We start from the raw sequence: 23,773 nt of genomic DNA on the forward strand, positions 1-23,773 counted from the left end.
TCCTCCTAATTTTGGAATAGCCTCTAGGCATTTGCCGAGGTAGATGGGATAAGGCTTTCCCCGACCCATCAAACTACTTTACCTGCGGTATCCTTGTCATCCATAGCAAACATTTGGCGCTAATATCTAAACTGTGGATTACAGATTTGTCTCACATTACGACGATTCTTGTGCCGCTTTTATGACGATAAGGGAAAAGGGAAAGAAAGCGCTTACCAATACTCCAGGAAGAGTTAAGCGATTAGTCGAATGGTTGATCCCACGACTTGATCAGAAGAAGTCTCTGCATTGTATGCGTTCTTCGAATACCAATTCCTTGCCATTTCTGCAAAGCTAGGCTTACTGGGGGACATGAGTCAGTTTAATGCCGCTTGTGATGGAACACCACTCGTCATATCCGCTCGCCTCCGCAGTAAGTCTACTTGCACTTGCAGTGCCCAAGGCCTTGCGAAATGCAACACCTTCGCACCTAACAATTAATTTATTTTTTTTTTGGAAATGAAGTTTTACGCAACAATGTATGTCCAATAGGAACGAAAGAAACTGACTGAGATTCTCCTGAGGAATCAGTTAGTTGGCCTTTCAATCGACTCGAAGGTTCATCCCACCCGATCGAATTCACTTCAGCCCGCTCATAGGTGAAACCAAAGTTTTCTTGAGAGGAATCCAGCATGGACTTACCTCGTTCAATCCCATCTGTTTGAGAAATCGCATCAAAATCAACAAAATCTTTGACATCATAGCTTTTTGTAATCACACGATGTTCAGAAATCGGTAATACATAAAGCAATGCACCTCTGTTAAGTGTGAATTCACCATTCGCTGCTTCTGATGATATAATCTCCGTTTTAAATAAAAGACGAACCTGATCTCGTGTTTTCCATCTTTTACTGATGATGAGGTATCCATCTTTCTCTACAATCTCCGCACCTTCAGCAACCACATCTGTATGAATAGACCATGCTGGAATACGGAAATAGATGGGACATGTCACCTCCTCTTCAACAGAAATGCTAAATAAAAGCTGCTCATCAAATGGATAGATCGTTGTAGTCGTAATTTCAAACTTCACACCTTGCACTTTGGTGTTGACACTGCTTGGGCCATACAAGACGGCAGCGAGTCCTTCTTGCTTCCCCGCTCCAACCTTCATCCACATACGGCTTACATAATTCGGCATATACTTCACCGAATTTCCCGCACAGCAAAGCGCGCCTGTTTCATGCGTGGGCGAATATTGAAACTTAGCTTGATGTCCATCGCTAATGGCTGCGCTATATCGGTTATCTTTGGTCAAATAAGAAATGGCTTTGCCATCCGCCGTCCTTGCTCCTTGTGCTGCATTAAAAGCAATACGTTCAATTCGATCTCCCCATTCTGGGTTACCCGTTTTCTGCAGAGCAGACTGAAGACTGACCGTCAGTTCGGTTATTCCGCAATATTCATAGGGTAAGGATGGATCTGGGTTACGACCCTCAACATTTTCATCACCGATACAAGAACCACTAGGAGCCAAATATCTTTTGATTTTGGTAAATGCGTTCTCGCTTGCTTGTTTCAACCTTCGATCGCCTGTTTCAACATATAACCAAATCGGAACACGCAAATGCTCCGTTGTATGTGGTGCGTGCCACATGAATGGCTTTTCTAGATCCAACAAATTTTCTAACTGATTATCCGTATCTCGAATGTTTGTTGCTGAGGAATAATCTTGATAACACCACAACGCAAATGAAAGAAATTCTCCCTCTTCCGTAAGCCGATACACCCATTCCAATGCCTCAATAAACATAAGCCCGTGACCCGTGCCTCCAGCAGGTTCTTCATTTCTAAAATATGATTTCCCAGTTTCAGGTCCATAATGACGCATGGTTAAGCGAATTGCCTTTGTCACTGCTTCCAAATATTCTGTTTTCCCAGTCAATTCGTAGTAAACCAGCATGACCATAAAGATACGGCTTTGCGTCCAAAACTCGCCGTTCTCCTTCTTATGCTGAAAACGCGATTGTTTTGTGTAGATGCCTAAATAGCCATCCTCATCCTGAGAATGCAGTATTTGTTCCATATATTGATCTGCTCGCTGAATGGCATCATCGTTCTCTGTTAAATAAGCCATCCGAACAAATCCGTCCAGCCAAAATGCCGTCTGTTCACCGCTCCACCAAGTTCTAGGTGTGTCATGAACCATGCCGGAAGGTGATATTTCGAAGCTGTTTACCCTCTCCTCATTAAAACCTTTTAGATTCACACTTGAAGTTAATTCATTTAAATGTCCTGCGATCCCCTCCTTTAAATCTCGTTGCATTTGATCTAAAATCCAACCTGTTGGTTTAATTTCTCCAATATCTAACATGGTGAAATATGGTGTGGGCTTTGTCTGATCTGTATTCATCTATGTCACAACCTTGTGGATTTATTATTGTTTAAACAACTTAGTATGCAGGCATTAAAATGTGGTTCAAATAGGTTTGTGGTGATTTTCCCACCAACAGCTGATTCCCGTCAGTATAACCTTCTTCCCTTCCAGACAATTCATAAATCAACCTGTTTCTCCAATTTAGAATTTCTGTTTCATAGTCCTTAGACATAATGAGGTTCATTAGTTCACTAGGATCACGCTCAAGGTCGAAAAACTGCTCATCTCCTGTTTGAGAGTACCAGATATATTTTCGCTTCCCATCAGTAACAAAATGATAGGACAAGTCACCATATTCATGCTCCCCATGAATGTAAGATCTCCAACTTACCGCACTAGCTTCACTACCGAGTGGCAGAACACTTGCGCCATCGACGGAAGCAGGAATAGCCACGTTTGCCGCATCAAGTAAGGTCGGCATAATATCGCGGAGCTCAACCACTTTATCTACCATTTTCCCTTTTTCTACCTGCAGTATCCCTGTAGGATCATTGAGAATAAAAGGAATTTTGGCACTGCCTTCGTAAGCGAGTCTCTTCTGGTAAAGCCGATGATCCCCCATTAAATCCCCATGATCAGAAACAAATAGGATAACGGTATCCTGACTTACCCCAAACTCGAACAGAGCATTACGCAGCCGTCCAATCTGATTGTCGATATGCGTAATTAGTGCATAGTACGCTGCGAGAGATTTTTGACGCATTCTTTCCTGCACAATCCCCCGTTTCGTGGTAGGATTCATCCCTTCTTTATCTGGATCATCCTGCATCGCCCAATCACCGATCGGCGGTTCTGGAAGCTCTATACCGTCATAGATATCGAGAAATGCCTGCGGCGGATCCAAAGGAGAATGTGGACGTACAAAAGAAGTCCAAAGAAAAAATGGTTTACTTGGATCTCTTCTTCGTAAGAAATCAATAGATTGCGTAACCGCCCAATTCGTTGGATGAAGTGACTCATCCAAATGCCACGGTCTTGCCACTGTAGATGAATTACAATCTAAGCCATGATCCATAATGTCTTGCTGATAGCCTGCTCTCTCCTTTAACCAAGGCAAGTAATCATCCGTTTGATCCCACCACTGTAGGGCAGTCGTTTGTGAACGATCCCGGTTATAATGCATATAACCGTCATGAAGAACAATGTTATGAAATCCACATAGGTTCCTAGTGGGATAAACGTGCATTTTCCCGATACACTGTGTGTGGTACCCTGCTTTAGACAGTTCTCCTGGCAGCGTATGCTCATACTTCCAAGGAATATTGTCTGCATAGCCTACTCGTCCGTGATGTTTAGGCTCCATCCCCGTGATAATAGAGGCTCTTGCTGGTACGCAAGAAGGTGTAGCCGTATATGCGTTTGTATATGTGACTCCAGTACGGGCCAAATCGTCTAAGTTAGGTGTTTGTATGACAGGATGGCCAAGATAATGGAGACAATCTCCACGCATTTGGTCCACAGAAATAAGCAAAATATTAGGTCTACTAGTCACAAGGGCACCTCACAATATGATATCTTCTTCCTAAAGGCGCAAGCCCATAAATTGTTATCCTTTAACGGATCCAAGCATAACGCCTTTATTAAAATGTTTCTGCATGAATGGAAAAACAATTAACAGCGGCAGCGCCGTCAAAATAATGGCCGACATTTTAGCAGCTGGCGTGTATCTGAAGGCAATACTTGACGCATTCGCGATAGACGGATCATCCTCAATCAACATTTGTCTTAGGAATACTTGTAATGGCATCAGTTTAGTATCGTTTAAATATAAAATGGCAGAGAAGTAGGTGTTCCAATTGTTCACCAAGTAAAACAGCGTAAATGTCGCAATGGATGGCAATGATAAAGGTACAATAATACTCCATAGCAAGCGCCACTCCCCACTGCCATCCATTTTGGCCGACTCTTCAAGCTCCATTGGAATAGACTGAAAGAAGCTTCTCATAACAATTACATTGAAGCCTGCGATTGCAGAACTTAACCAGATTGACCAGAAGCTGTCTAATAGATGAAGGGAACTAACAACCAAGTAAGTCGGAATCATACCGCCAGAGAATAACATGGTAAAAAATACCATAAAATTCAAGACACCGCGTCCCTTTAGCCAGCTTTTAGACAAGCCATAAGCCATCAAAGTCGTTAATGTGATATTGATTAGCGTACCTATAAAACTAATGATAATTGAATTACTGAAAGCACTTTTAAAGCCAGGGTGAGACATCAAATATAAATATCCGTCCAGTGTAAATGTTTTGGGAATAATATAAAACCCACGAGTCAAAAACTCCTTCTCCGTAGAAAATGAAACCGAAAGCACATAAAATAGTGGGAATAATACGATAAGTGAAGCTATAATTAACAGGCCGTATACCAGACTTTTAAATAATCGGTCTGATCCCGTTTCGCGTATTTCCATTAAAATACACTCTCCTGTCCCATTTTCTTAGCTAGTTTATTAACAGTGAGTACCATGATTAATCCAACAACGGATTTAAACAAGCCAACTGCTGTTGAATAGCTGTAATCTCCTTGATTAAGACCCACTTTATAGATGAACGTCTCAAACACTTCCGAAACTTGTTGATTCATAGGGTTCTGCAGCAGAAAGACATGCTCAAAGCCCATATCCATGATATGTCCAATTCTTAAAATGAACATAATCACAATAACGCTGAGAAGCGCCGGCAATGTAATATGCCATAATTGTCTCCATCGGTTTGCACCGTCCATGACAGCAGCTTCATATAAAGTTGGATCAATTGCTGCTAAAGCTGCAAGAAAAATAATCGCTCCCCAACCTGCGCCTTGCCATATGTTTTGAAACAACCACACCCAACGGAAATACTTCGGATCGGTTAATAATTCAATACGGTCGAATCCCCAACTTTGCAGAAGTTGATTGACTCCTCCTGACCCATTTGCGAATAAAACGATCGTAATCGAAACAATTACCACCCACGAAATAAAGTTTGGAGCATACAAAATCGTTTGGACGGAAGTTTTAAATTTACGCGACTTCACTTCATTTAATAACAGTGCTACCAAGATCGGAGCAGGAAAAAAGAAAATAACATCAAGTGCATTTAATACTAGCGTATTTTTCAAAATCAATAAGAAATCCCCTTCTGAAAACAGCCTACGAAAATTATGCATGCCTACCCATTCGCTACCTGTCATTCCTTTGAATGGACTATACTTCATAAATGCTATAGAAATGCCCAGCATAGGCACATACTTGAAAATGATAAAAAACAATAAGCCTGGTAAAATCATCATATAAACGGGAAGTGCCCGTTGCCAATATCTCATTACCATATACCTCCCGGGGGTATCATATTCATTAGAAAAACCGTGCGGCGACTCAAGCTACCGCACGGTACATTTGTCCAACTAACTATTTTTTTGCTTTGTAAGCATCATTCACTTCTTGAATAATTTTATCTCCGCCGCCTTGCTTCCACTCTTTTATCGCATCATCAATGCTATCAACAGGCTTTTTACCGGCAATAATTTCAACGACTGCTTTAAGGAATTTATCATCTAATTGTTTTCCTTTTTCCGTCAATGTAGGCGAAGCGTTGAGGTAACCATCAGATGCGTTCTTATACGGAAATTTCCCTGCATTATTGATAGATTTCTCAATAGCTTGTGCCCAGTCTTTTTCGCTCCATTTATACACATTGAACGTATTGGAATTTCTACGTAATCCCCAGTTCCATAATAAGCTTTGTCGTCCTTCACCTTCTGCTTTAAGGGAATCGGTCATTTCATACGAAGTTGCATTCTTTTTATAGTGAACACCTTCGATACCGTTCTTAAGAATATCTTCACCTTCTGGAGATACCCACCAATCCAGCATCTTCAAGATACGATCACGTTTCTTCGCATCCACATCTTTACCTAGAACAATCTTCGCCAACCCACTGCTAGGAGTAAGAGTTCCTCTCATGTTGTTAGCACCGATTGGAGGAGATAGCTCTACGAATTTAGCATTTGGACTACTTGTTTGAAGCTGCTGATTCGTTTGCTGGCTTAATTGAAATTGCATGTCACCGAATCCAACTTTACCTTGCGCATATTTCTCATTTATGTTCGTGTTGGTAATAAAATCTCGATCCAAAACACCTTCCGTATAAGCCTTATTTAAGAAGGTTAAATAAGCTTTCCATTCACTTGTTTGTGTTTGCATAGGAACGAGTTGTCCGTTTACATCTTTCCAGCCGTTAGCAATACCAAATGCTGCCTCTAGCTCTGGAATTCCCAAATTAATATTGTTACCAACCGCAGAGAAACCATATGTGTCTGGTTTGCCGTTGCCATCTGGATCCTTCAAAGCAAATGCTTTACCGATTTCGTAAAATTTATCGATTGTAAAATCGTTTTCGGATGGAGCAGGAATTCCTAACTTTTCCATCCAATCAGCCCGTCCATAAATGGAAGTTTGAGCAGTGTTATAATTCGGGATCCCATATATTTTGCCTTTGGGATTTAATAAGGCCCATTCTTCTGGCTTCGCAACGCTCTGTAGTGTTGGGTACTTAGCAATAAATGGCTGAAGATCCAAGAACACGCCTTGGTCAGCCCATTTCAAGAACAAATTTGAACCATCAAAGTCCATGCGGGAGACATCAGGAATCTTCCCAGAAGCCGCAACAACATTCATCTTCTCTGCAAAATTAGCTCCAGGAACCCATTGAATTTGCAAATCAATATTGAATTTTTCGTTGATATACTTGATGATCGGATGATTGTTATCCGGCCAGCCTCCGCCCTTCCACGATGAAAGCAACATATCAATCTTTATCTTTTCTGACATGTCGGAGGTTGCCGCGGGCGCTGCACTTACAGTTGTTTTTGAAGTCTCCTCTTTCGTGGTAGCACAACCAGCAGTTAAACTAATTACAATGGTGACCGCAAAAATTGTCGCAAACGTTTTTTTCATTTCTTATTGACCTCCCAATTGATATCCTTCATGTTGACCTTCATGTTGTTACTTAATTATATCTCTCGGTATGCGCCCATTTTTCTACTTTCTTATGATCTATTTATCTTATATTCTGATATTATTTTATCTTTTTCGGTACTTTCAACGTTACTACGCTCCCCATGCCAGGGAATGAATCAATACTCACGCCATAAGAAGTACCATAGTTCAATACCAGTCTGGCATGCACATTGATGATTCCTACCGACTCCTCCGAGGCAAATAATTCTGGCTGTTCAGTTACAAACGTTAGTCTCTCATTAATATGCTGTAGGACTTCCGCAGGAAATCCTTTACCGTTATCAGCAATTTCAATCTTCAAATCCCCTCGTTCTTCATATGCATTTACGATGATGCTTGCTTTTCCATTTCTTGGTTCAACTGCATACTTCACGGAATTCTCCACAATAGGTTGGAGAGATAGCTTAATAATATGACATTCCAGAAATTTATCTTCGACAATAATTTGACTCTTAAAGTTTTTAGAGAAACGAATGTGGATAATTTCTAGGTAGCTCCGCAGCGTATGTAATTCACTCCGAAGCTGTACTTCTGTGCCAGGCATTTTGGTTGTATAACGGTAAACACTAGCCAAATTAGTCGCCATCTTTTCAATCATCGGAACTTTTTGAATAAAAGCAATGCTCTTAATAATTTCAAGGGTATTATAAAGAAGATGCGGATTTATCTGATTTTGCAAGGCTTGGATCTGCGCTTCTTTCTGCCTAAGCTGCAGTTGCATTTTCTTAATTTCTAGGTCATGTACCGTATGAATTAAATCGTCCAGTCTCTCAGTCATCCTGTTAAAACTGCCATTTAGCCCCTGGATCTCGTCATGCCCTCTAATAACCTCTAATCTGACCGTCATATCACCATCTTCAACTCTGCTCATCGAATTTCTTAAACTGATAATAGGGCGTACGAGATTACTTACGATTCTTGGAATAAATAATAACGAAATCAGGATAATTGCTGCTAAAATGACTATCGTAGAATTTCTTGCTACAGTTAATCCACTTGCCATTTCATCCATCGGCACAATCGCAACGATATGCCAACCTGTTATGTCTGAGTGGTTATTGGACACCAGCATCGTCTCGCCTTTTAACTTCAACGTATCATTTTGTTTCGTCAAATCGAGATCTCTCAGCATGGTATCTAATAGTTCCAGACCGACCAAATTAACATCTGGATGGTATACAATTTCTCGATTTGAATTCACGATAAAGAGATAACCCGTCTTGCCCAATTTTGCTTGTCCGAGAATACTTTGTATTTCGGTTACGGACAAAGCGATATTTAGGTTGCCTATTAATCTGACCGTATTGGGATCATAAATAGGCACTACTAGTGTTATGTAAGGGTAACCGGATACTTTCATTCTTTCTCGATTTACATATGTAGGGAAAACCCTTAGCTTTTCTGCTAAAGGACCCACAAACCATGGAGGTGTAACGTACACGGGGAGGTTTAAAGCATTATCTTGGGAATAGACCAGCCTATTGTCTAAAGCTCTCAGTACAATGCCCAAAATGTTAGAGTAGTTGATAGCAATATATCTAGTCAGAATTCCCTCAACAAGCGCCTCCTGCTCCCGATTGAAGGTTCCCCCTGATTTAAGCCAATATTGAATCAGCCCACTTTCCGGATTTTCCCCAAGTAGAGGATTAGTTGGAAGTGGGCCAGCTACGGATGCATAAGTGGATTGTGCAAGTTGATTGAAGTAACGGTCAATCTGATGATTAATCCTATCTGTAGAATCTTGAGCAATCGTAAAAAAGTCATTCTTAGCAGACTCCGTGTAGTAATAGGAAGTGAAAGCCGCCATTAGAGCAATCGAGATAAAACTTAGGGAAAGTGCAAGAGCAAGTATTTTGGTTTTAATGGAGAACCGATAGTGCCAATAGCGTAACCTCATGGATTTAACCTCTTCCTATATTCGAGCGGCGCATGCCCTACAATCGCTTTGAATACTCGCGTGAAATATGGTAGTGTCGAGAACCCTACCATCTCTGCAATTTCAGAAACTGAAAATGATTTCTCAAGAAGTAACCGCTTGGCTTCATCGATCTTTAAACGGTTCACATAATTCACAAGAGAAGTACCCGTATGTTTCTTGAAAAGAGCACTGAAATGGGAGACACTAAAGTTCGTATATTCAGCCATATCTGTTAAAGTAATATCTTCTTTAAAATGAGTTTTTATGTAACTACAAGACCTTTCTATAGCATCAGGCAAACTGGATTTAGTTGTTGTTGGATTTGACAGATACCACTTTTCAAGTAAACTCTTGAAATAAGTCATTATGGAATTATCATTATTTGAATCATAAGTCGGTATATCTTTTATTATGATACCGAGTTCACTAAAAATCATTTTCAGCTTGTTTTCAAATATGTTAAGCAGACCAACCCTAGCGTTCTTGTTTAAATAATTTAACTGAAGAACAGATTGAACGAGTTCTAGTTGCTTTTGCATAGCTAATTTAGGGTTAATCCCTTGGCTATTATCTAATAAGGATTGAAATTTGATGATATATCTGTTTAAATCCTTTAATGATTCCAGTTTTTCCTTAGAGCGATGCAACGTTTCCTGCAACACCTCAAATTCAACAGGCTTCAGTAAATATTCTGACACACCAAAAGACATCGCTTTCTGAGCGTATTGAAAGTTATCATACCCGCTGATGATGATTGAGACTAGTGGTGTACGATGGTTTGCAATTCTCTGAATAAGAGACAATCCATCTAACTCAGGCATCTGAATGTCCGTTATTAGCAGCATTGGCCAGACTTCATGGATCATAGCCCAAGCTTCTTCTCCATTGGTACATGCACCGACGACTTCAAACTCTTCGCCTGCTGCTTCCACCATTTCAACGATCCCTTTCAAAACCCATGGTTCATTTTCAGCGACTAACACAGTGTACATGCCATCATCAACCTTCCCTGATAGTAAAACCAATCGGTAAAGACAATCTTACAAGTTTCATCATAGAAATAAAAGAAGCATCTTAGCCTCTATTTTTCCCAATCTTCAGGAGAAATAGAGGCTAGAAATGCGCCACTAAAAATGTTTTCTTAAGCACTTTGCGTAGCTGAGCTTTTATACCTAAACTGTTCAGGCATGAGAGCTAGCCAAGAAAGTAATAATTTCGAGTCGCTTCAATTGAATTACTCCACTAGGACTTACTATGATTACCTTAAATTATATCCCCTTTAGGTATTATTTTTTTCATAATTTTACGATGTATTTATCTGATTTTCTGATATTTAAGAATATCGCTAAAAACATTCTATTGCTTGTTTCGGAATACATCGCTGATCAGGCCTGCGAATTCCTCCGTGACTCCCTCCATCATTTTTAGGATTTGTCCTCTTACAAATGAAAGCCATCTCCTTAGATAAAAAGTGTTCCTTAGCCCATACTCCAACTCTGTTCACAATTAGCGATTATTTACCATATTTCAGCTGCGTGTACTACATTTTTCAAAAAATATCCTCCCGTTACTTTAATAAAGACACTTTCGTTAGAAACAAGGAGGAGACTTCATATGAAGTCTCCTCGCCATTATCCATTCAATTCGTAAAAGGAACACTTCGCTACGTTGAAAGGGGGCATCCTAAACCTAAATGCTTCAAGAACCTACATAGTAAAAAGACAGTTCCCGAATGTCAGGAATACCATCACTCCCTGTAACCTCCAGTATAACCCCAGCCACTTTAACTGTTGGAATCCTTATAATAGCTTTGTGACCTATGTTATTTCCTTCATAGATGGTGACAGGACTACGGGATTTCGCAGTTATAATCGAGATCCTAAAGCTGCATACGATTTCGCCGTTCAACAAGTTTTCTTGAATCACAATGTGGTCCAGTAAATGAGCTTCTATCGGCTCATAAAGCCATTTTCGTTCCTCATTTGAACAGTGCGCAATCGTTGCAATAGGATTCCCGAAGCGCCTGTGGATTTCTTCACCGAAACGGAGCAGCTGCTCAGTATCTTTTAATGGTAATAGTCCTTTGCGGTCAGGGCCGATGTTCAGCAGCAAGTTTGCTCCCCGGCCGATGGAATGATAGTAAAGCCCCATTAGCTCATCGACGCTTTTAACCATATGCTCATCATTGTCGCTGTAAAACCAGTTACATCGCATTTGTACGTCGCATTCCGCAGGAAGCCAAAGAAGCTCGGACAAATTTTCTTTTTCGTTGTTTAGAACAGAGAAATGAGTTGAATCGACTACATTCCAGCATGGACTCGGCGCAATGCCATCTTCGTTACCTACCCACCGGAAATCGGGATCACCCATATTAAAAATTAGAATTTCGGGCTGCATGCGTCGTATTTCACTGATAATCCGATTCCAGTCATACGTATGCCCCTCGGAGCCACAGCCGTCAAACCAAAGAATATCAATCTCGCCATATTCAGTGAGCAGCTCGGTTATTTGATTCACGAAGTAGTCGTCATACGCTTTTGCATCTTGTGTATAAAAATTGGCCGAACCGTCGAATGGGGAGTAATATAAGCCTGGTTTCACATCATACTTCCGGCATGCATCCACAAATTCGCGAATCACATCTCCTTTCCCCTCTTTCCATGGAGAGGCAGCGACGGTGAATTCACTATATCTGGATGGCCAATTGGAAAACCCGTCATGGTGCTTTGCGGTCAATACGGCATAGTTCATGCCAGCTTCTTTTGCTGTGCGAATCCACTGCTCGCAGTCTAAATTCTTAGGGTCGAAAGCTGATGGCATCATCGGCCTGTCATCAAAATCGATATAACCTTCATAAAAAGTACGCAATCCAAAATGTAAAAAAAGTCCGAATTCCCAGTCCTGATAAGCAAGCTTTCTTGCGGAAGGCATTACTTTTTGAACACTCTGCATATTCGCACTACCTTTCTATTCGCTGCAAATTTCACAAGTTCTGAAAAAATTGAATGTAATAACCTCTGTTATTGCCATCCTCATTTCCTCCAACACTTTATTACTCACCTTTTCTAAATTGCCCTGGCGTAATCCCCTCATATCTTTTGAATACACGAATGAAGGTATTGCTGTTCGAGAAACCAACTTTTTGCGTGATTTCTATTATCGTTTCATCGGTTTCCAGCATGAGCTTTTTGGACAATTGGACACGCTGTTTATTAACGTAATCCATAAACGTTTCCCCAGACTGTTCCTTGATGAATCGCGATAAATACGGAGCATTCACTTCGAATTTTAGAGATAGAGACGTTAAGCTCAAATCCATATCCGCCAAATGATCATCGATGTAGTTCAACACCTGATCTTTCAATGTCGTATTGTGGCTCTTCTTCTTAGAGTCAACATAGTCACACACCGTCTTCAAAAATGTATAAATCTCATCTTCAATCTCCGCGAATGACTCGCACTGGGTCAACAGTTTAATAAGCTCATGCTTCTCGACAGCTAACTCATTTGGACCATGATCCAGATGCTCAATGGCCTTTAAGATCGTGCCGATCAGCTCAAACATAAGAAGCTTACCAAGCTGAAGGGATAACGTACCATCTGATACATTCGTAACGATCAGCTCGCTGACGGCCTCCATGGCCTCCTCGTACTGACCCGTTTTAATATGATTAATTAACTGGCGCTCCATATCAAGCGGATAGTACAATTCATTCTTCGGCCGTTTGATCCGATCGTAAGTAATAATTTGACTGGGACCAATGACGAATTTATATTCTAGTGCCTCCAGCGCCTCCTCAAATCCATGCGGGATACCCGCCAAGGACGGATGGATATCGCTGATACCTATCGTCAGCTGAATGTAAAACTTCTCTTGCATGATGGTCTGCGCCTCTTGAGCTGCCTCAATCAAATCCTGTTTTGCAAGAACTTCATCTAATCCTTGTACATTGACTAGAAAAGCGACCATGCCATCCACTTCGGTCGTGAATGCGGTATGCTTTCGTCCGATTAACTCTTCAGTGATGTTCGTTACGATATAATACACGTATTGCAATTTGGACTCCGCATCGCGGTGACCGCTATCTGCAAACAGTGCAGCATAATCACCGATATGAAACAGCAATACAGCAAATCGGTTCGTCTCGAACCGCATGTGAAACGATTCCATGGACTGAGCCAGCGCAGAACCACTTTCTACTCTACCTTTCAGTAATCGTGCCAAGAAATGGCTTCGCAGTACATTTTGCTGCATCTTAATAGTTCGATCGGCCGTATCTTGCAAAGCTTCTTTCTCCGACATGAAGGATTGAAGCAATGAAAATTCATTTCCAATGCCTTCTAAATTCAGTTTCACCTTCGGTGAAACCAAATCTACCATACGACGGATAGGCATATAATGTCTCCGCGTCAGCCAAATGGACATTGGCCCCCCGACAAAAATACACAAAAATAAACCCGCATAAATCCAATTGCGCAGCTGACTTACCTTGGCAGAATAAATTTCCGTTGGAACGATGGATACATACTTCCACTCATTTTCAACCGAAGTAACGTAAGATACCGTCACTTCTTCCTTGTTCCATTGCTGGTTAAACGAACCTTCCGCAGAAGTGATCTGCTCGACATTCATATCGGATATATGCTCCGATTTACCTGCAATCATTATCGGTTTGTTCGTAGAATCGAGAATTAGCACAGTGCCTGCTTTGGCAATTTGAATATTCGAGATGGCTTCTTTCAATCGATCTGTATTCAACATGACAACAAGAGATGCTGGTGCTTCGTTCATATTCTGAATAGGCAAGGATTGCATGTAGACCATATCAACTGGAGATAATTGAAGAAAATTCCCGAAATAGGGTTGCTCAATTAAATCGCTCCATTGTTTCACTGTTATCCCCTTACTCTCGTGGAGTAATTGAAAAAGGAGCTCGGCTTGATTCATCGTCGAGGTTGTCACGCCGAAACGCTGTTTCTTCATATACACGTACAATTCTTTTATATTTCCATTCGATATCGCATACGATCTTAGCGAGTTGATGATATCCAATGTCTCTGTCTTCGCCTGTGAATTGTTAAAATCAGCATGATTAACATACTTTATAATCTTCGGATCCAGAGAAAGCTGCAGCCCCATCTGTTTAATATCTTTGAATTGATTGTCCAGTGATTGTTTAACCTGATTGAGCAACGCTTTATTGGAACGGATAACCTCTGAGCTCAATAAATGCTGAGACTGAATAAGAACTAACATCGTGATGAGGATGGGAATGCACAGAATCGTTAAATTCGAGTAAAGCCAAAATAAAAATACGCTCCGCTTCACAAAGAAGTCCTCCCTTACTCTTGCTGTACGTCGTATTATCCCATCTTCATCAGCGCATGTACATCTACAATTTTTGTTTCATCTTCATTTTTATTGATTTCAGTTGTTATTCTTTGATAGCACCGATCATAACTCCTTTTACAAAGTATTTCTGCAAAAAGGGGTAGACGATCAATATTGGCAGTGTGGCCACCATGATTGTTGCGTATTTAATACTCTCTCCAATGGCTTGCGTGTCGTTTGTGTTACCTGTTCCTGTTGTCATCGAATCTGTACTGTTCTGTACGAGAATTTCCCTAAGAATGAGCTGTAGTGGAAACTTCTCCCGATCTTGAAGAAACAACATTGCATTGAACCAGGAATTCCAATGAGCAACTCCATAGTAAAGCACCATTACAGCAACAACTGGCATAGACAGAGGCACTACAATCTGGAACAAAATGCGATATTCGCTTGCACCATCAATTTTCGCCGACTCTAGCAGCCCTTCAGGGATTGCTTCGAATGATGTTCGCATAATAATCAAATTCCATGTACTGACTGCTACGGGAATGATAAGCGCAAGCAGACTATTCCCTAAATGCAAGTAATTATTAATTAATAAATAGGTCGGAATTAATCCGCCGCTAAAATACATGGTAAAGACGATACCAATCATCAAAAACTTTCGAAGTACAAATTTTCTGGAAAGTGCATAAGCTCCGATTGTCGTAAAAAATAGGTTAATCGCTGTTCCAAGAATTAGAATAATTAATGTATTCCCATAACCTGTCAAGATATTCGGGTTATCTATGACCTTTTGGAAAGCACTGAGATTAAAACCAAGCGGTTTTAACAGCAGGCCTGTATGTTGGATAAGCAAATTCGAATCACTAACGGAAGCCATAAGTACATAATAGAACGGGTATAACGTACAGACGATAAGCAATAACATTAAAATAATATTACCGATATCGAATAAACGTTCAGATGCGCTTACTTTCATGTAAAGTTCCTCCTACCATAACCGGCTCCCAGAGAATCTGCGGGATAAGCTGTTTGCGCTAATAAGTAAAATGAAATTAATCATCGATTGGAATAACCCTACGGCTGTTGTATAGCTATAATCATTTCCTTGTGCAAGACCTTCACGATACACGAATGACGAAATTACATCTGAGGTCTCATATGTATTGGGATTATAAAGTAGGACAATTTTCTCGAAGCCTACCTCCATCAAACCGCCAATTCGAAGAATTAGCAATATCATAATCGTTGGAATAATTCCCGGAAGCGTTACGCTCCAAATTTGTCGGAATCTTCCTGCCCCATCCACACGAGCAGCTTCGAATAACTCTGGATTGATCCCACTTAGAGCTGCCAAATAAATAATGGACGACCAACCAAGCTCTTGCCAAATCCCAGTACTGATGAAGATCGTTCGGAAATTGTCCGCAGCATTCAATAGTGATGAGTCCTGACCGCCAAAGAAAATAATAATGGAGTTCACAAGTCCACCACGGTTCGTAAAGTCAATAATTAATCCCGCAATAACGACAATGGAGATGAAATGGGGCAAATAAGAAATCGTTTGTACGACTGATTTGAACAGCTTCAGACGAAGTTCGTTCAGAAGAATCGCGAGAATAATAGGTGCAGGGAAACCGAATATTAAGCTATAAAAGCTGATCAAAAACGTATTTTTAAGTACGCGAACGAAATAGTAGCTTTTGAAAAAAGCAGTGAAATGCTGAAATCCTACCCAATCACTTGCCCAAATCCCTTTCGCGGGACTGAAATCTTTGAAAGCAATAACTGCGCCGTACATAGGAAAATATTTAAAAATAAAGAAATACAGCGCAACCGGCAGTACCATCAGGTAGATTGCGCGATTTTTTCTCAAGTCAGCTGTTAGAACCTGAATGGACTTCGCCATGTTCTCACTCCTTACTGTTATATAAGAAGGGGAGGCCTTACCTCCCCTATCCATCGTTCAATTAACGTTTGTTGTAGCGATCCAGTGCCGCTTGGTTAATTTCTACAGCACGGTCGATGTTCATCTTTTTCACTTGCTCTAGCGTATTTTCATAATCTTCAAGCTTTGAGGAGCCCATGATTGTTTTGGTAACTTGTTCTTTCAATAAGGTCGATACATCGTTCATAATCTTTGCTGATTCCTTCGCTTCTTCAGGTGTAAGCACTACCGGAGGCAGCATCACGTTATACGCATTTTTCGCATACTTCGCATAGATATTCACAGCATCTTTTTGTTCTTGTAGTTGATAATATTGCTCATTGTAACGGTCATCGTCCAAACCTGTGAAGGAATAGTTGGCAATAAAATATTTAGCCATCGCTTGAGGAATTGGCAAGTTGTCCGAGTTTTTCAAAATCATATCTGTGTACTTAGGCTGGCCGTCTACTTTCTTGTAAGTTTGACCTTCTATACCGAAGTTTTTGAGTATTGATCCTTCATCACTAAATAAATAGTCCATTGCTTTGACGGTTTCGGCAGCATGCTTATTTGCACTTGTAATAACCGTCCCTACATTATCATATTCCCAAGCTGCTTGAACGAATTTAGGCTCATCACCTTTTTTCAATACAGGATATTGTACGGCAGCAAGCTTCGCTTTTGGATCAATTTTCTGCAAGGATGGCATATAAGTTCCTAGGCTTCCTCCAATGTAACCGAAGAATGCGCCTGCTTTGCCTGAAGTTATTTTCGCATCCATCGTTTTGCCATCATTGGATGCGAAATCCGGATCGATCAGGCCATCTTTATACCATCTCTGCATTGTTGTTAGATATTGCTTATATTCCGGTTGCGTCGGTCCGTACTTTACTTTGCCATTATCTACATAGAAGCTAATTCCCGGGAGACCGAATGCGCCTGCAAAATCAACATTTGAAATCGTATTTCCTTTATTCATTGTGAAAGGAATTGCACCCTTCTTTTCCTTAAACGCTTTAAGCACCGTTTCCCAATCGTCCATTGTTTCTGGAGCTTTCAATCCAAGCTCATCGAGCCAATCTTGACGAATCATCATGCCGGAGAACGTTTTGAATTGGCCGTATTGACCTACTCTCAAGTGAGGTAGCACATAAATATCACCGTTGTCCGCCTTGATTTGCTTCGCAATCTGAGGATTAGCATCCAGAATCTTTTTCAAGTTGGGTGCATTCTTCTCAATTAACTCATTTAGTCTAATGATCGTACCATCTTTAAACATTTTCGAAGTTCCGCCCTGAACATTACTCCAATTCCACAGCATAGAATCTGGCAGATTATTAGAAGCAACCATGACACCATACTGCTGCGTGTGATCCGAAGTAGTACTACCTGATGGATGTTGAAAATCAAACGTTACATTGGTTTTCTTCGCCCATTCCTGCACCATAGGCATTTCATTCATGCTCTTTACTACAGCCAATGCATTTCCATTTAGCGGTGTCCATAATGTCACCTTCACTGGATCTTTAGAAACTGATGACGTTGCTGCTGGAGCTACACTACCTGCCGCCTCTTTCGTTGCTCCTGAGTTACCGCAAGCAGTTGCCAACGATAGTACTAGAATGGATGCTAATACTGGCAAAACGGTTGAACGTAATTTTCTTTTCATGGATACACTTCCCCTTTTTAGTTATCTGACACTCCCACGGTGAAGTGGACTTGTCCTGTGATTGGAGCATACATCACGTTTATCCAAATCGTATATCGGCGATTTTTCAGTCGTATTGTTTTCTTCAGAATTGTCATCGCTTCTTTTTGTCGTATCCTCATTTAATGAGAAAACGCTATAATAACAGGCACAATCATTTTATCATCGACGATTCAATATGTATTGTGAATGAAGAAAAGCCCTCATTTTTCTGCATGTCACAGAAAAACGAGGACATCTATCCTATCGTTTAAGGCAGAATTCGTAAACCAGGTCTACTCGTAGCCGAAGCGTTCTCTTTCGTGGCGTAGCTCACAAAACTGCTCGATCCGCTGGTTATGGAAGAAATCTCAATGCCCACCTGTTTGCTTGTTGAGGATAAGGCATCCCTCACTTGATCTGTGACATCAATCCACACGCTATTCCCAGCTGCTGGCACTTTCCACTGTGCGATAAGCTGACCCGATGCTGGCTTATTGTTCCACGTCAACGCGCTCTCACTCCAAGGCTCCGTCACCACTTTGGCCTGATGATCAACCTCAGTATCCGGCGTTCCCGTTGGAGAAATCATAATCGCCGCTTGCGAGACGGTGCCTGTGTAGGCAGAAAGATCAAATTGCAAAAAAGCATTCCGGATATAACCTGCGGTATCTTTTTTTACTTCCATATAGCTAGTGCTACTATAATTCGTATTCGCATAACTGCCATCCCGCACCCAAGCGTCATCATGAGCGGATACGATTGTAGGAATCGCTGTGTTGAATCGAGCGTGGAACGTTTTCCCATAGGAGCCGTTCACGTCAATAGACAGCTTCAATGTCGGACTATATTGCGTCACGGTTATGCCATTATCCAGAAAAGCCGCGTTACTATAACTTCGATTCAATTCCACTTCTATCGTTCCTGTATTCGCCTGGGTTGGATCGGATAGGGATAAATCGAGTGTTCCTCCTTCTTCTTTGACCATCACGGACGATTTCTTATTAACGGTTATAAGGCTTCCACCGTTCCCATCGCCAATTGTTTTGCTGCCATCCGTCCAAATGTTAGCCCCAACGATATTCAAAGTCTTTTCTTTGACGGCTTGCGCGCTCGAAGTATTCTCTAAAATCACAATATCCGGATTAGCCGCATAGCTCTGAACTTGAGCACTGCTAGCATTAGGTAAGGTTACATAACTATAAGTGGCATTGCTTGGATTCGTGCCATGATCCAGCCACATGGTCATATAATTGGCCGTAATAGGCTCTTTGTAATTCGTTAATACGAGCTTAGGACGATAAGTGGCGTTTGCATGTTCCCGACTAGCGTAGTTGACCCAACTATTCGAATCAAAGGGAGAAGTTGCGTAAATCCGCAGTGAAAACACGTTCTGATTGTTCGCCAGCGCTGTTTGGAGTGCACTTGTAACATCAATGTTAATCGGGATGCCAACCTGCATGCCACTCCATCCCTGAATCGGATTCAATGAAACAGAACTAGGCTTGTTTGCCCATAGTAAGCCTGATTCAGACCATGAATTGTCCGATACCCACTCTGCTTTATGCTGAATCGGATTAGAAGTTGGACCTATTGCAGCGGGTACCAACGTGATTTGAGCGCTATTGAATGTAGCGCCATTCGGTACAAAAGAGCTCACATCGAACTTAACATAGCTCTCCCTTGCATAACCGCCTGAATCATTCTTCACCACCAATGTTGATTCAGTTCCATGATTGGCTTCATTTTGACGGACATAAGAATCCTCCGTATCGAAAACGGTGTATACATTCGGTGTAGCCTGATTAATTTCGTTCCATGTTCCGGTTCGTACTTCACGCTTGGCAAGGAGTGTAGTATTACTTGGGAAATAATAGCCGACACTGGAGCTATCACCACTCGTATTTCCCTGTAATTGAAGCCAATTTGTTCCTGTTAATGCTGCCGACCATCCCAAAGCAGTCGATTGGGCATTTCCATTCACTGTCAGTGCGTTGCTCCCATCAATTTTCCGATTCTCAACAATCGTTTCTACTTTACGCAGACTACCATCCCAACCATTACCCACCTGCCCTGAATTGGTAATGCCTGCACCTAGCGCAACAATCTCATTGTCGAAGGTGAACCAAGACTTCTTTGCAGTCAGGCTAGACGGCGTAAGTATAGCTCCTCCGGTACCAATATCTCCGGGAGATTTCAAATCCATACCTGTCGCGCCGTATAAACCAAGAAGCTCCGAGCCGCCTGTCCATGTGTTTGGACTCAAATAATTCAACCAGTTGCTGCTGGTGGTTCGTGTCTGGGTATCAATGGTTGTTCCCGGGAGACGATATGGATTCACCGTAGGCCAATAGTTATCGTATTGAGCAGTATCCGAATTATATAGATACGTCATTCCATCGCCGGTATACCAGCCTTTCACGTTATTTTTGTTCCCAGATTCGTACTTGTCTACACGCTTGGATGACATACTTATCCCGTAACCATATCCTGGTCGTAATTGAACCACACGATCTTGGTTTGGGTATTGAAACTGTCCGAATTTCTCTCCTCTGGAAGGAATCGTTAAGTCATTCATAATAGCTTTCAACTGAAAGTATTGATAGATGGATGCTGTAGACATGATTTGGTTGCTGCTATCTAACGTAATCCAATATTTTAACATGCTCTGAATCGCTTGCTTCGGATTCGCCGGGTACGCGGCCCCCATAAGTTGATTATCCTCAGGAGCTGAAATTAATAAATAGCATATAGATGAAATCAGTCCTTTTCCCGTAAGAACAGGGATCATATCCTTCACACCTAACGAGGGACCAAAAGCAATATTTCTCCCTCTGACCATATCCATGACATTCCCGTTATATATAAACGGCTCGACGGAGTCAAACACCCATTTGTAAGCATGCCATTTATTAGGATCCGTTACATCCCAACTTGAACCGCTGAGTATATACAACAGGATCCCAACATCGTTGAGCAGAGCAGTTCCGTACCCACCAATGTAGGGTATCGTTGCGTGCTGGATGAATGAACCGTCCGCATAGAAACCGTCACGAGCCGAAGTCCCCAATGCTGCCGAAGGAGCAACATAGCTAAATACACTACTAAGCGAATCGCGAGCATTCGTAATCTTGGCTGCTTCTTTAACGATAATGCCTCTATAAGCAACCCCAATCGCTTGATCCAGTAGGTTGGCTCCTGTCATAATTGGACTTCCGCTTACCGTTCGGGCGGTTGCAGTAGGAATAAAGCGATTTACCGCATTCATATAATTGGTAATTTGTGTGGAGGTCAAGTCGTTATACATTAGAATAACCGTCTTCGTCAGCAATTGAGGCACACCAATCTGCCAGTGAAACCAGTTACCATACGTCGTAACCGTTGTATTATATTTCTGTACATACAGCCAATCGAGTGCACTAATCACGTCTGCTTTTAGCGCAGCATTCTGATAAAAAGTAGATCCAGGTGTATAAAGGGTAGTAATCATCGCATATAAACGTCCGTAAGATAGAGAGATATCGCCGGAATTGGTAAAGCTATCCGTGCTCGTAAAAGGTAAGTCGATCCAAACATACGTGCGACTCACACTGCGATTCATGAGATCCCAATACCCTTTGCCACTGGAGCAAGGAGCCTGTGAAGCTGAACATGTGGAGACCGTGCTATCCATCTTAGTAATTTTGGTCTGGAGAATGACATCAGTAACAGGCAACGAGTACATCTCATCGCCAAGCAGCAATCGTTGAAGTTTGGCTCTCAATCCATCATATTCGTCACTTGCCTGCGCAGTCTGTGGATGAGCACCGAGGGTCGAAACAAACATGACAACCAAGCATAGAAACAGAATATTAACCGATCGATGCAACTTTAACATATTAATAATCCCTCCTCTATTTAAACTAGCTTTCGCTATTAAGATAGTTTGTAAACGCTTTCTAGTAAATCGGCAATTTTTTCCGAGTCGTTTATTTTTGCGAAAATGAGCTTGGTGTTGGGCATTCATACCTAAATATTCGAGATATTCGTCAATCCCCGATAACTATTCCAATACTAATTTTCCATCGAACTTTTTATAAAGTTGAAACTGATATAACTTCCAATTTTGTTTTACCATTGGTGCTTTTGAATCATGATTTAAAAAATCACCTACGTTAATATCCTCGAAAGCACGTCCTTCTATCGTCCAGAACTCTTTACTTAAGTATTGTACTCTTCCAACAACAACCGCTTCAATTCCATTCATCCCTCAGTTTCCTTCCGTGAGATAGGTTATCGTACCTCTTTACATAGAGAAGTCAACCAGTCTCTTCTCATATTGCTATTGAGCCACCATCGATAGAGACTAAAGTAACCTTAGCTACGATAGAAATTCCCGTTAAAACTCCTATTCTTATAAATGCGTCTTTTGTATCTCCTCTAACAAAGCTGACCAATATGTTGGTACTTTGAGCTGGAACAAAAACAACAGGAAAACATGAAATGATGTCAAGTCCGTGTCGTAAATCATTTAGTCTCTCTTCATTTGAGTACGCTTATCATTCCCTATAGAGTTTCGGTAAAACTGTTGCTGCTACCAATGACTAATTCTCCAAAAATATATTAAATAGAACACCTCCATAAACAACTAAATGGAGGTGTTCTATTCAATTGGACTAATTAATTAACATTATTATGACTTATCTCGTATTAGAGCAATAAATATTATACCCTGTACTAGTAATGATATTGAAAGTAAGCTAGGGAAAAACATGCTAATTACAAATGGAGTCACAATTATAACGGTAATATATAACCATGTTCTTATTCCCAACCCTCGTCTCCATTTTCCTTCAATAAGTATATTAAAAATTGAAAGCAAAAAGAGACAAGAGATCAGTATAGTCAAGTAGCTTGCCATCACATCTATTTTTGATATTAGAGTAGTTGCTTTTGAATAAGCCGAAAAATTTGCACCTAATATTAATAAAATAATAATGACCGTAAATAAAGGCCAAAGTGGTCTTAGAACTTTGCAATAAACGCAAAAATTTGGTCTAACATTAGAGTTTTTCCGCCAAAGGTCGATATCTTTTCTAGCTCTGAAGTTATTAATTTTTTTAGTGTTAGAATTGTCGCATCAGAACGATTTTCATAAAATAAACGGATCTTTTGTTTTATTTCCCAGGGGAGATAACCATAGCCTTCGCCGAGCTTTTCAATCAATTTATCTTGACATAAACGATCTTTTTCACTTTTTTCATAAATAACGATAGCTGCTTCAATTTTTGCTATTACTTCTCCTCCCTTTATCTTAATAGATTGAGATTGCTTATCTTCTTCAGAATACATATTAAAAAATGTTTTGTATAAAAAAACACAAATTCCAATAAAGAGTGAAACATAGAACTTTGAACTTGCGTCTAAATTATTAAATTGAAAATAAAACTCCCTAAGATCCACTAGCTACACTACCTTTGCTAATCAATATTTGTAGCATTCAAAT

The 23,773-nt window shown here is 40.9% G+C and carries 15 protein-coding genes; all 15 read right to left on the reverse strand.

Annotation, left to right across the window (positions count from 1 at the left end):
* Positions 1–481: 481 nt before the first annotated feature.
* Entirely contained in the window at positions 482–2,392 is a 1,911-nt protein-coding gene (locus AC58QG_RS12615) for a beta-L-arabinofuranosidase domain-containing protein (RefSeq protein WP_497362369.1), read from the reverse strand.
* A gap of 40 nt (positions 2,393–2,432) precedes the next feature.
* Positions 2,433–3,908: an arylsulfatase gene (locus tag AC58QG_RS12620; protein ID WP_497362370.1), complete on the reverse strand. Its 1,476-nt coding sequence runs from the start codon at positions 3,906–3,908 to the stop codon at positions 2,433–2,435.
* Positions 3,909–3,962: 54 nt separating this feature from the next.
* A complete protein-coding gene (locus AC58QG_RS12625) occupies positions 3,963–4,832 on the reverse strand; it encodes a carbohydrate ABC transporter permease (RefSeq protein ID WP_497362371.1) in 870 nt (289 codons plus the stop codon).
* A complete protein-coding gene (locus AC58QG_RS12630; RefSeq protein ID WP_497362372.1) occupies positions 4,832–5,725 on the reverse strand; it encodes an ABC transporter permease in 894 nt (297 codons plus the stop codon). The genes AC58QG_RS12625 and AC58QG_RS12630 overlap by 1 nt, the downstream gene beginning before the upstream one ends.
* An 85-nt stretch (positions 5,726–5,810) precedes the next feature.
* Positions 5,811–7,358 carry a type 2 periplasmic-binding domain-containing protein gene (locus tag AC58QG_RS12635; RefSeq protein ID WP_497362373.1) on the reverse strand — a complete coding sequence of 516 codons (1,548 nt, stop codon included), beginning with the start codon at positions 7,356–7,358 and terminating at the stop codon, positions 5,811–5,813.
* A gap of 121 nt (positions 7,359–7,479) precedes the next feature.
* Complete coding sequence (locus tag AC58QG_RS12640) at positions 7,480–9,318, reverse strand: sensor histidine kinase (RefSeq protein WP_497362374.1); 1,839 nt, start codon at positions 9,316–9,318, stop codon at positions 7,480–7,482.
* Positions 9,315–10,331: a response regulator gene (locus AC58QG_RS12645; protein WP_497362375.1), complete on the reverse strand. Its 1,017-nt coding sequence runs from the start codon at positions 10,329–10,331 to the stop codon at positions 9,315–9,317. Before AC58QG_RS12645 ends, AC58QG_RS12640 begins: the two co-directional genes overlap by 4 nt.
* A gap of 706 nt (positions 10,332–11,037) precedes the next feature.
* Positions 11,038–12,291: an alpha-L-fucosidase gene (locus AC58QG_RS12650; RefSeq protein WP_497362376.1), complete on the reverse strand. Its 1,254-nt coding sequence runs from the start codon at positions 12,289–12,291 to the stop codon at positions 11,038–11,040.
* A 100-nt stretch (positions 12,292–12,391) separates the two neighbouring features.
* A complete protein-coding gene (locus AC58QG_RS12655; protein ID WP_497362377.1) occupies positions 12,392–14,668 on the reverse strand; it encodes a helix-turn-helix domain-containing protein in 2,277 nt (758 codons plus the stop codon).
* Between the two features lie 106 nt (positions 14,669–14,774).
* Positions 14,775–15,653 (reverse strand): carbohydrate ABC transporter permease, encoded by an 879-nt coding sequence (locus AC58QG_RS12660; protein ID WP_497288101.1) that lies wholly within the window; start codon positions 15,651–15,653, stop codon positions 14,775–14,777.
* 12 nt (positions 15,654–15,665) lie between these two features.
* Complete coding sequence (locus AC58QG_RS12665; protein WP_497362378.1) at positions 15,666–16,583, reverse strand: ABC transporter permease; 918 nt, start codon at positions 16,581–16,583, stop codon at positions 15,666–15,668.
* A 61-nt stretch (positions 16,584–16,644) separates the two neighbouring features.
* The gene (locus tag AC58QG_RS12670; protein ID WP_497362379.1) at positions 16,645–18,270 is read right to left on the reverse strand and encodes a type 2 periplasmic-binding domain-containing protein; all 1,626 of its coding nucleotides are present in this window, start codon (positions 18,268–18,270) and stop codon (positions 16,645–16,647) included.
* A gap of 289 nt (positions 18,271–18,559) precedes the next feature.
* A complete protein-coding gene (locus AC58QG_RS12675; RefSeq protein WP_497362380.1) occupies positions 18,560–22,165 on the reverse strand; it encodes a polysaccharide lyase family 8 super-sandwich domain-containing protein in 3,606 nt (1,201 codons plus the stop codon).
* A gap of 165 nt (positions 22,166–22,330) precedes the next feature.
* Positions 22,331–22,534, reverse strand: coding sequence for a hypothetical protein (locus AC58QG_RS12680; RefSeq protein WP_497362381.1), 204 nt, complete (start codon positions 22,532–22,534; stop codon positions 22,331–22,333).
* A gap of 758 nt (positions 22,535–23,292) precedes the next feature.
* The gene (locus AC58QG_RS12685) at positions 23,293–23,619 is read right to left on the reverse strand and encodes a hypothetical protein (protein ID WP_497362382.1); all 327 of its coding nucleotides are present in this window, start codon (positions 23,617–23,619) and stop codon (positions 23,293–23,295) included.
* Positions 23,620–23,773 lie beyond the last annotated feature (154 nt).

The organism is Paenibacillus sp. J22P169 (genome assembly GCF_059691995.1).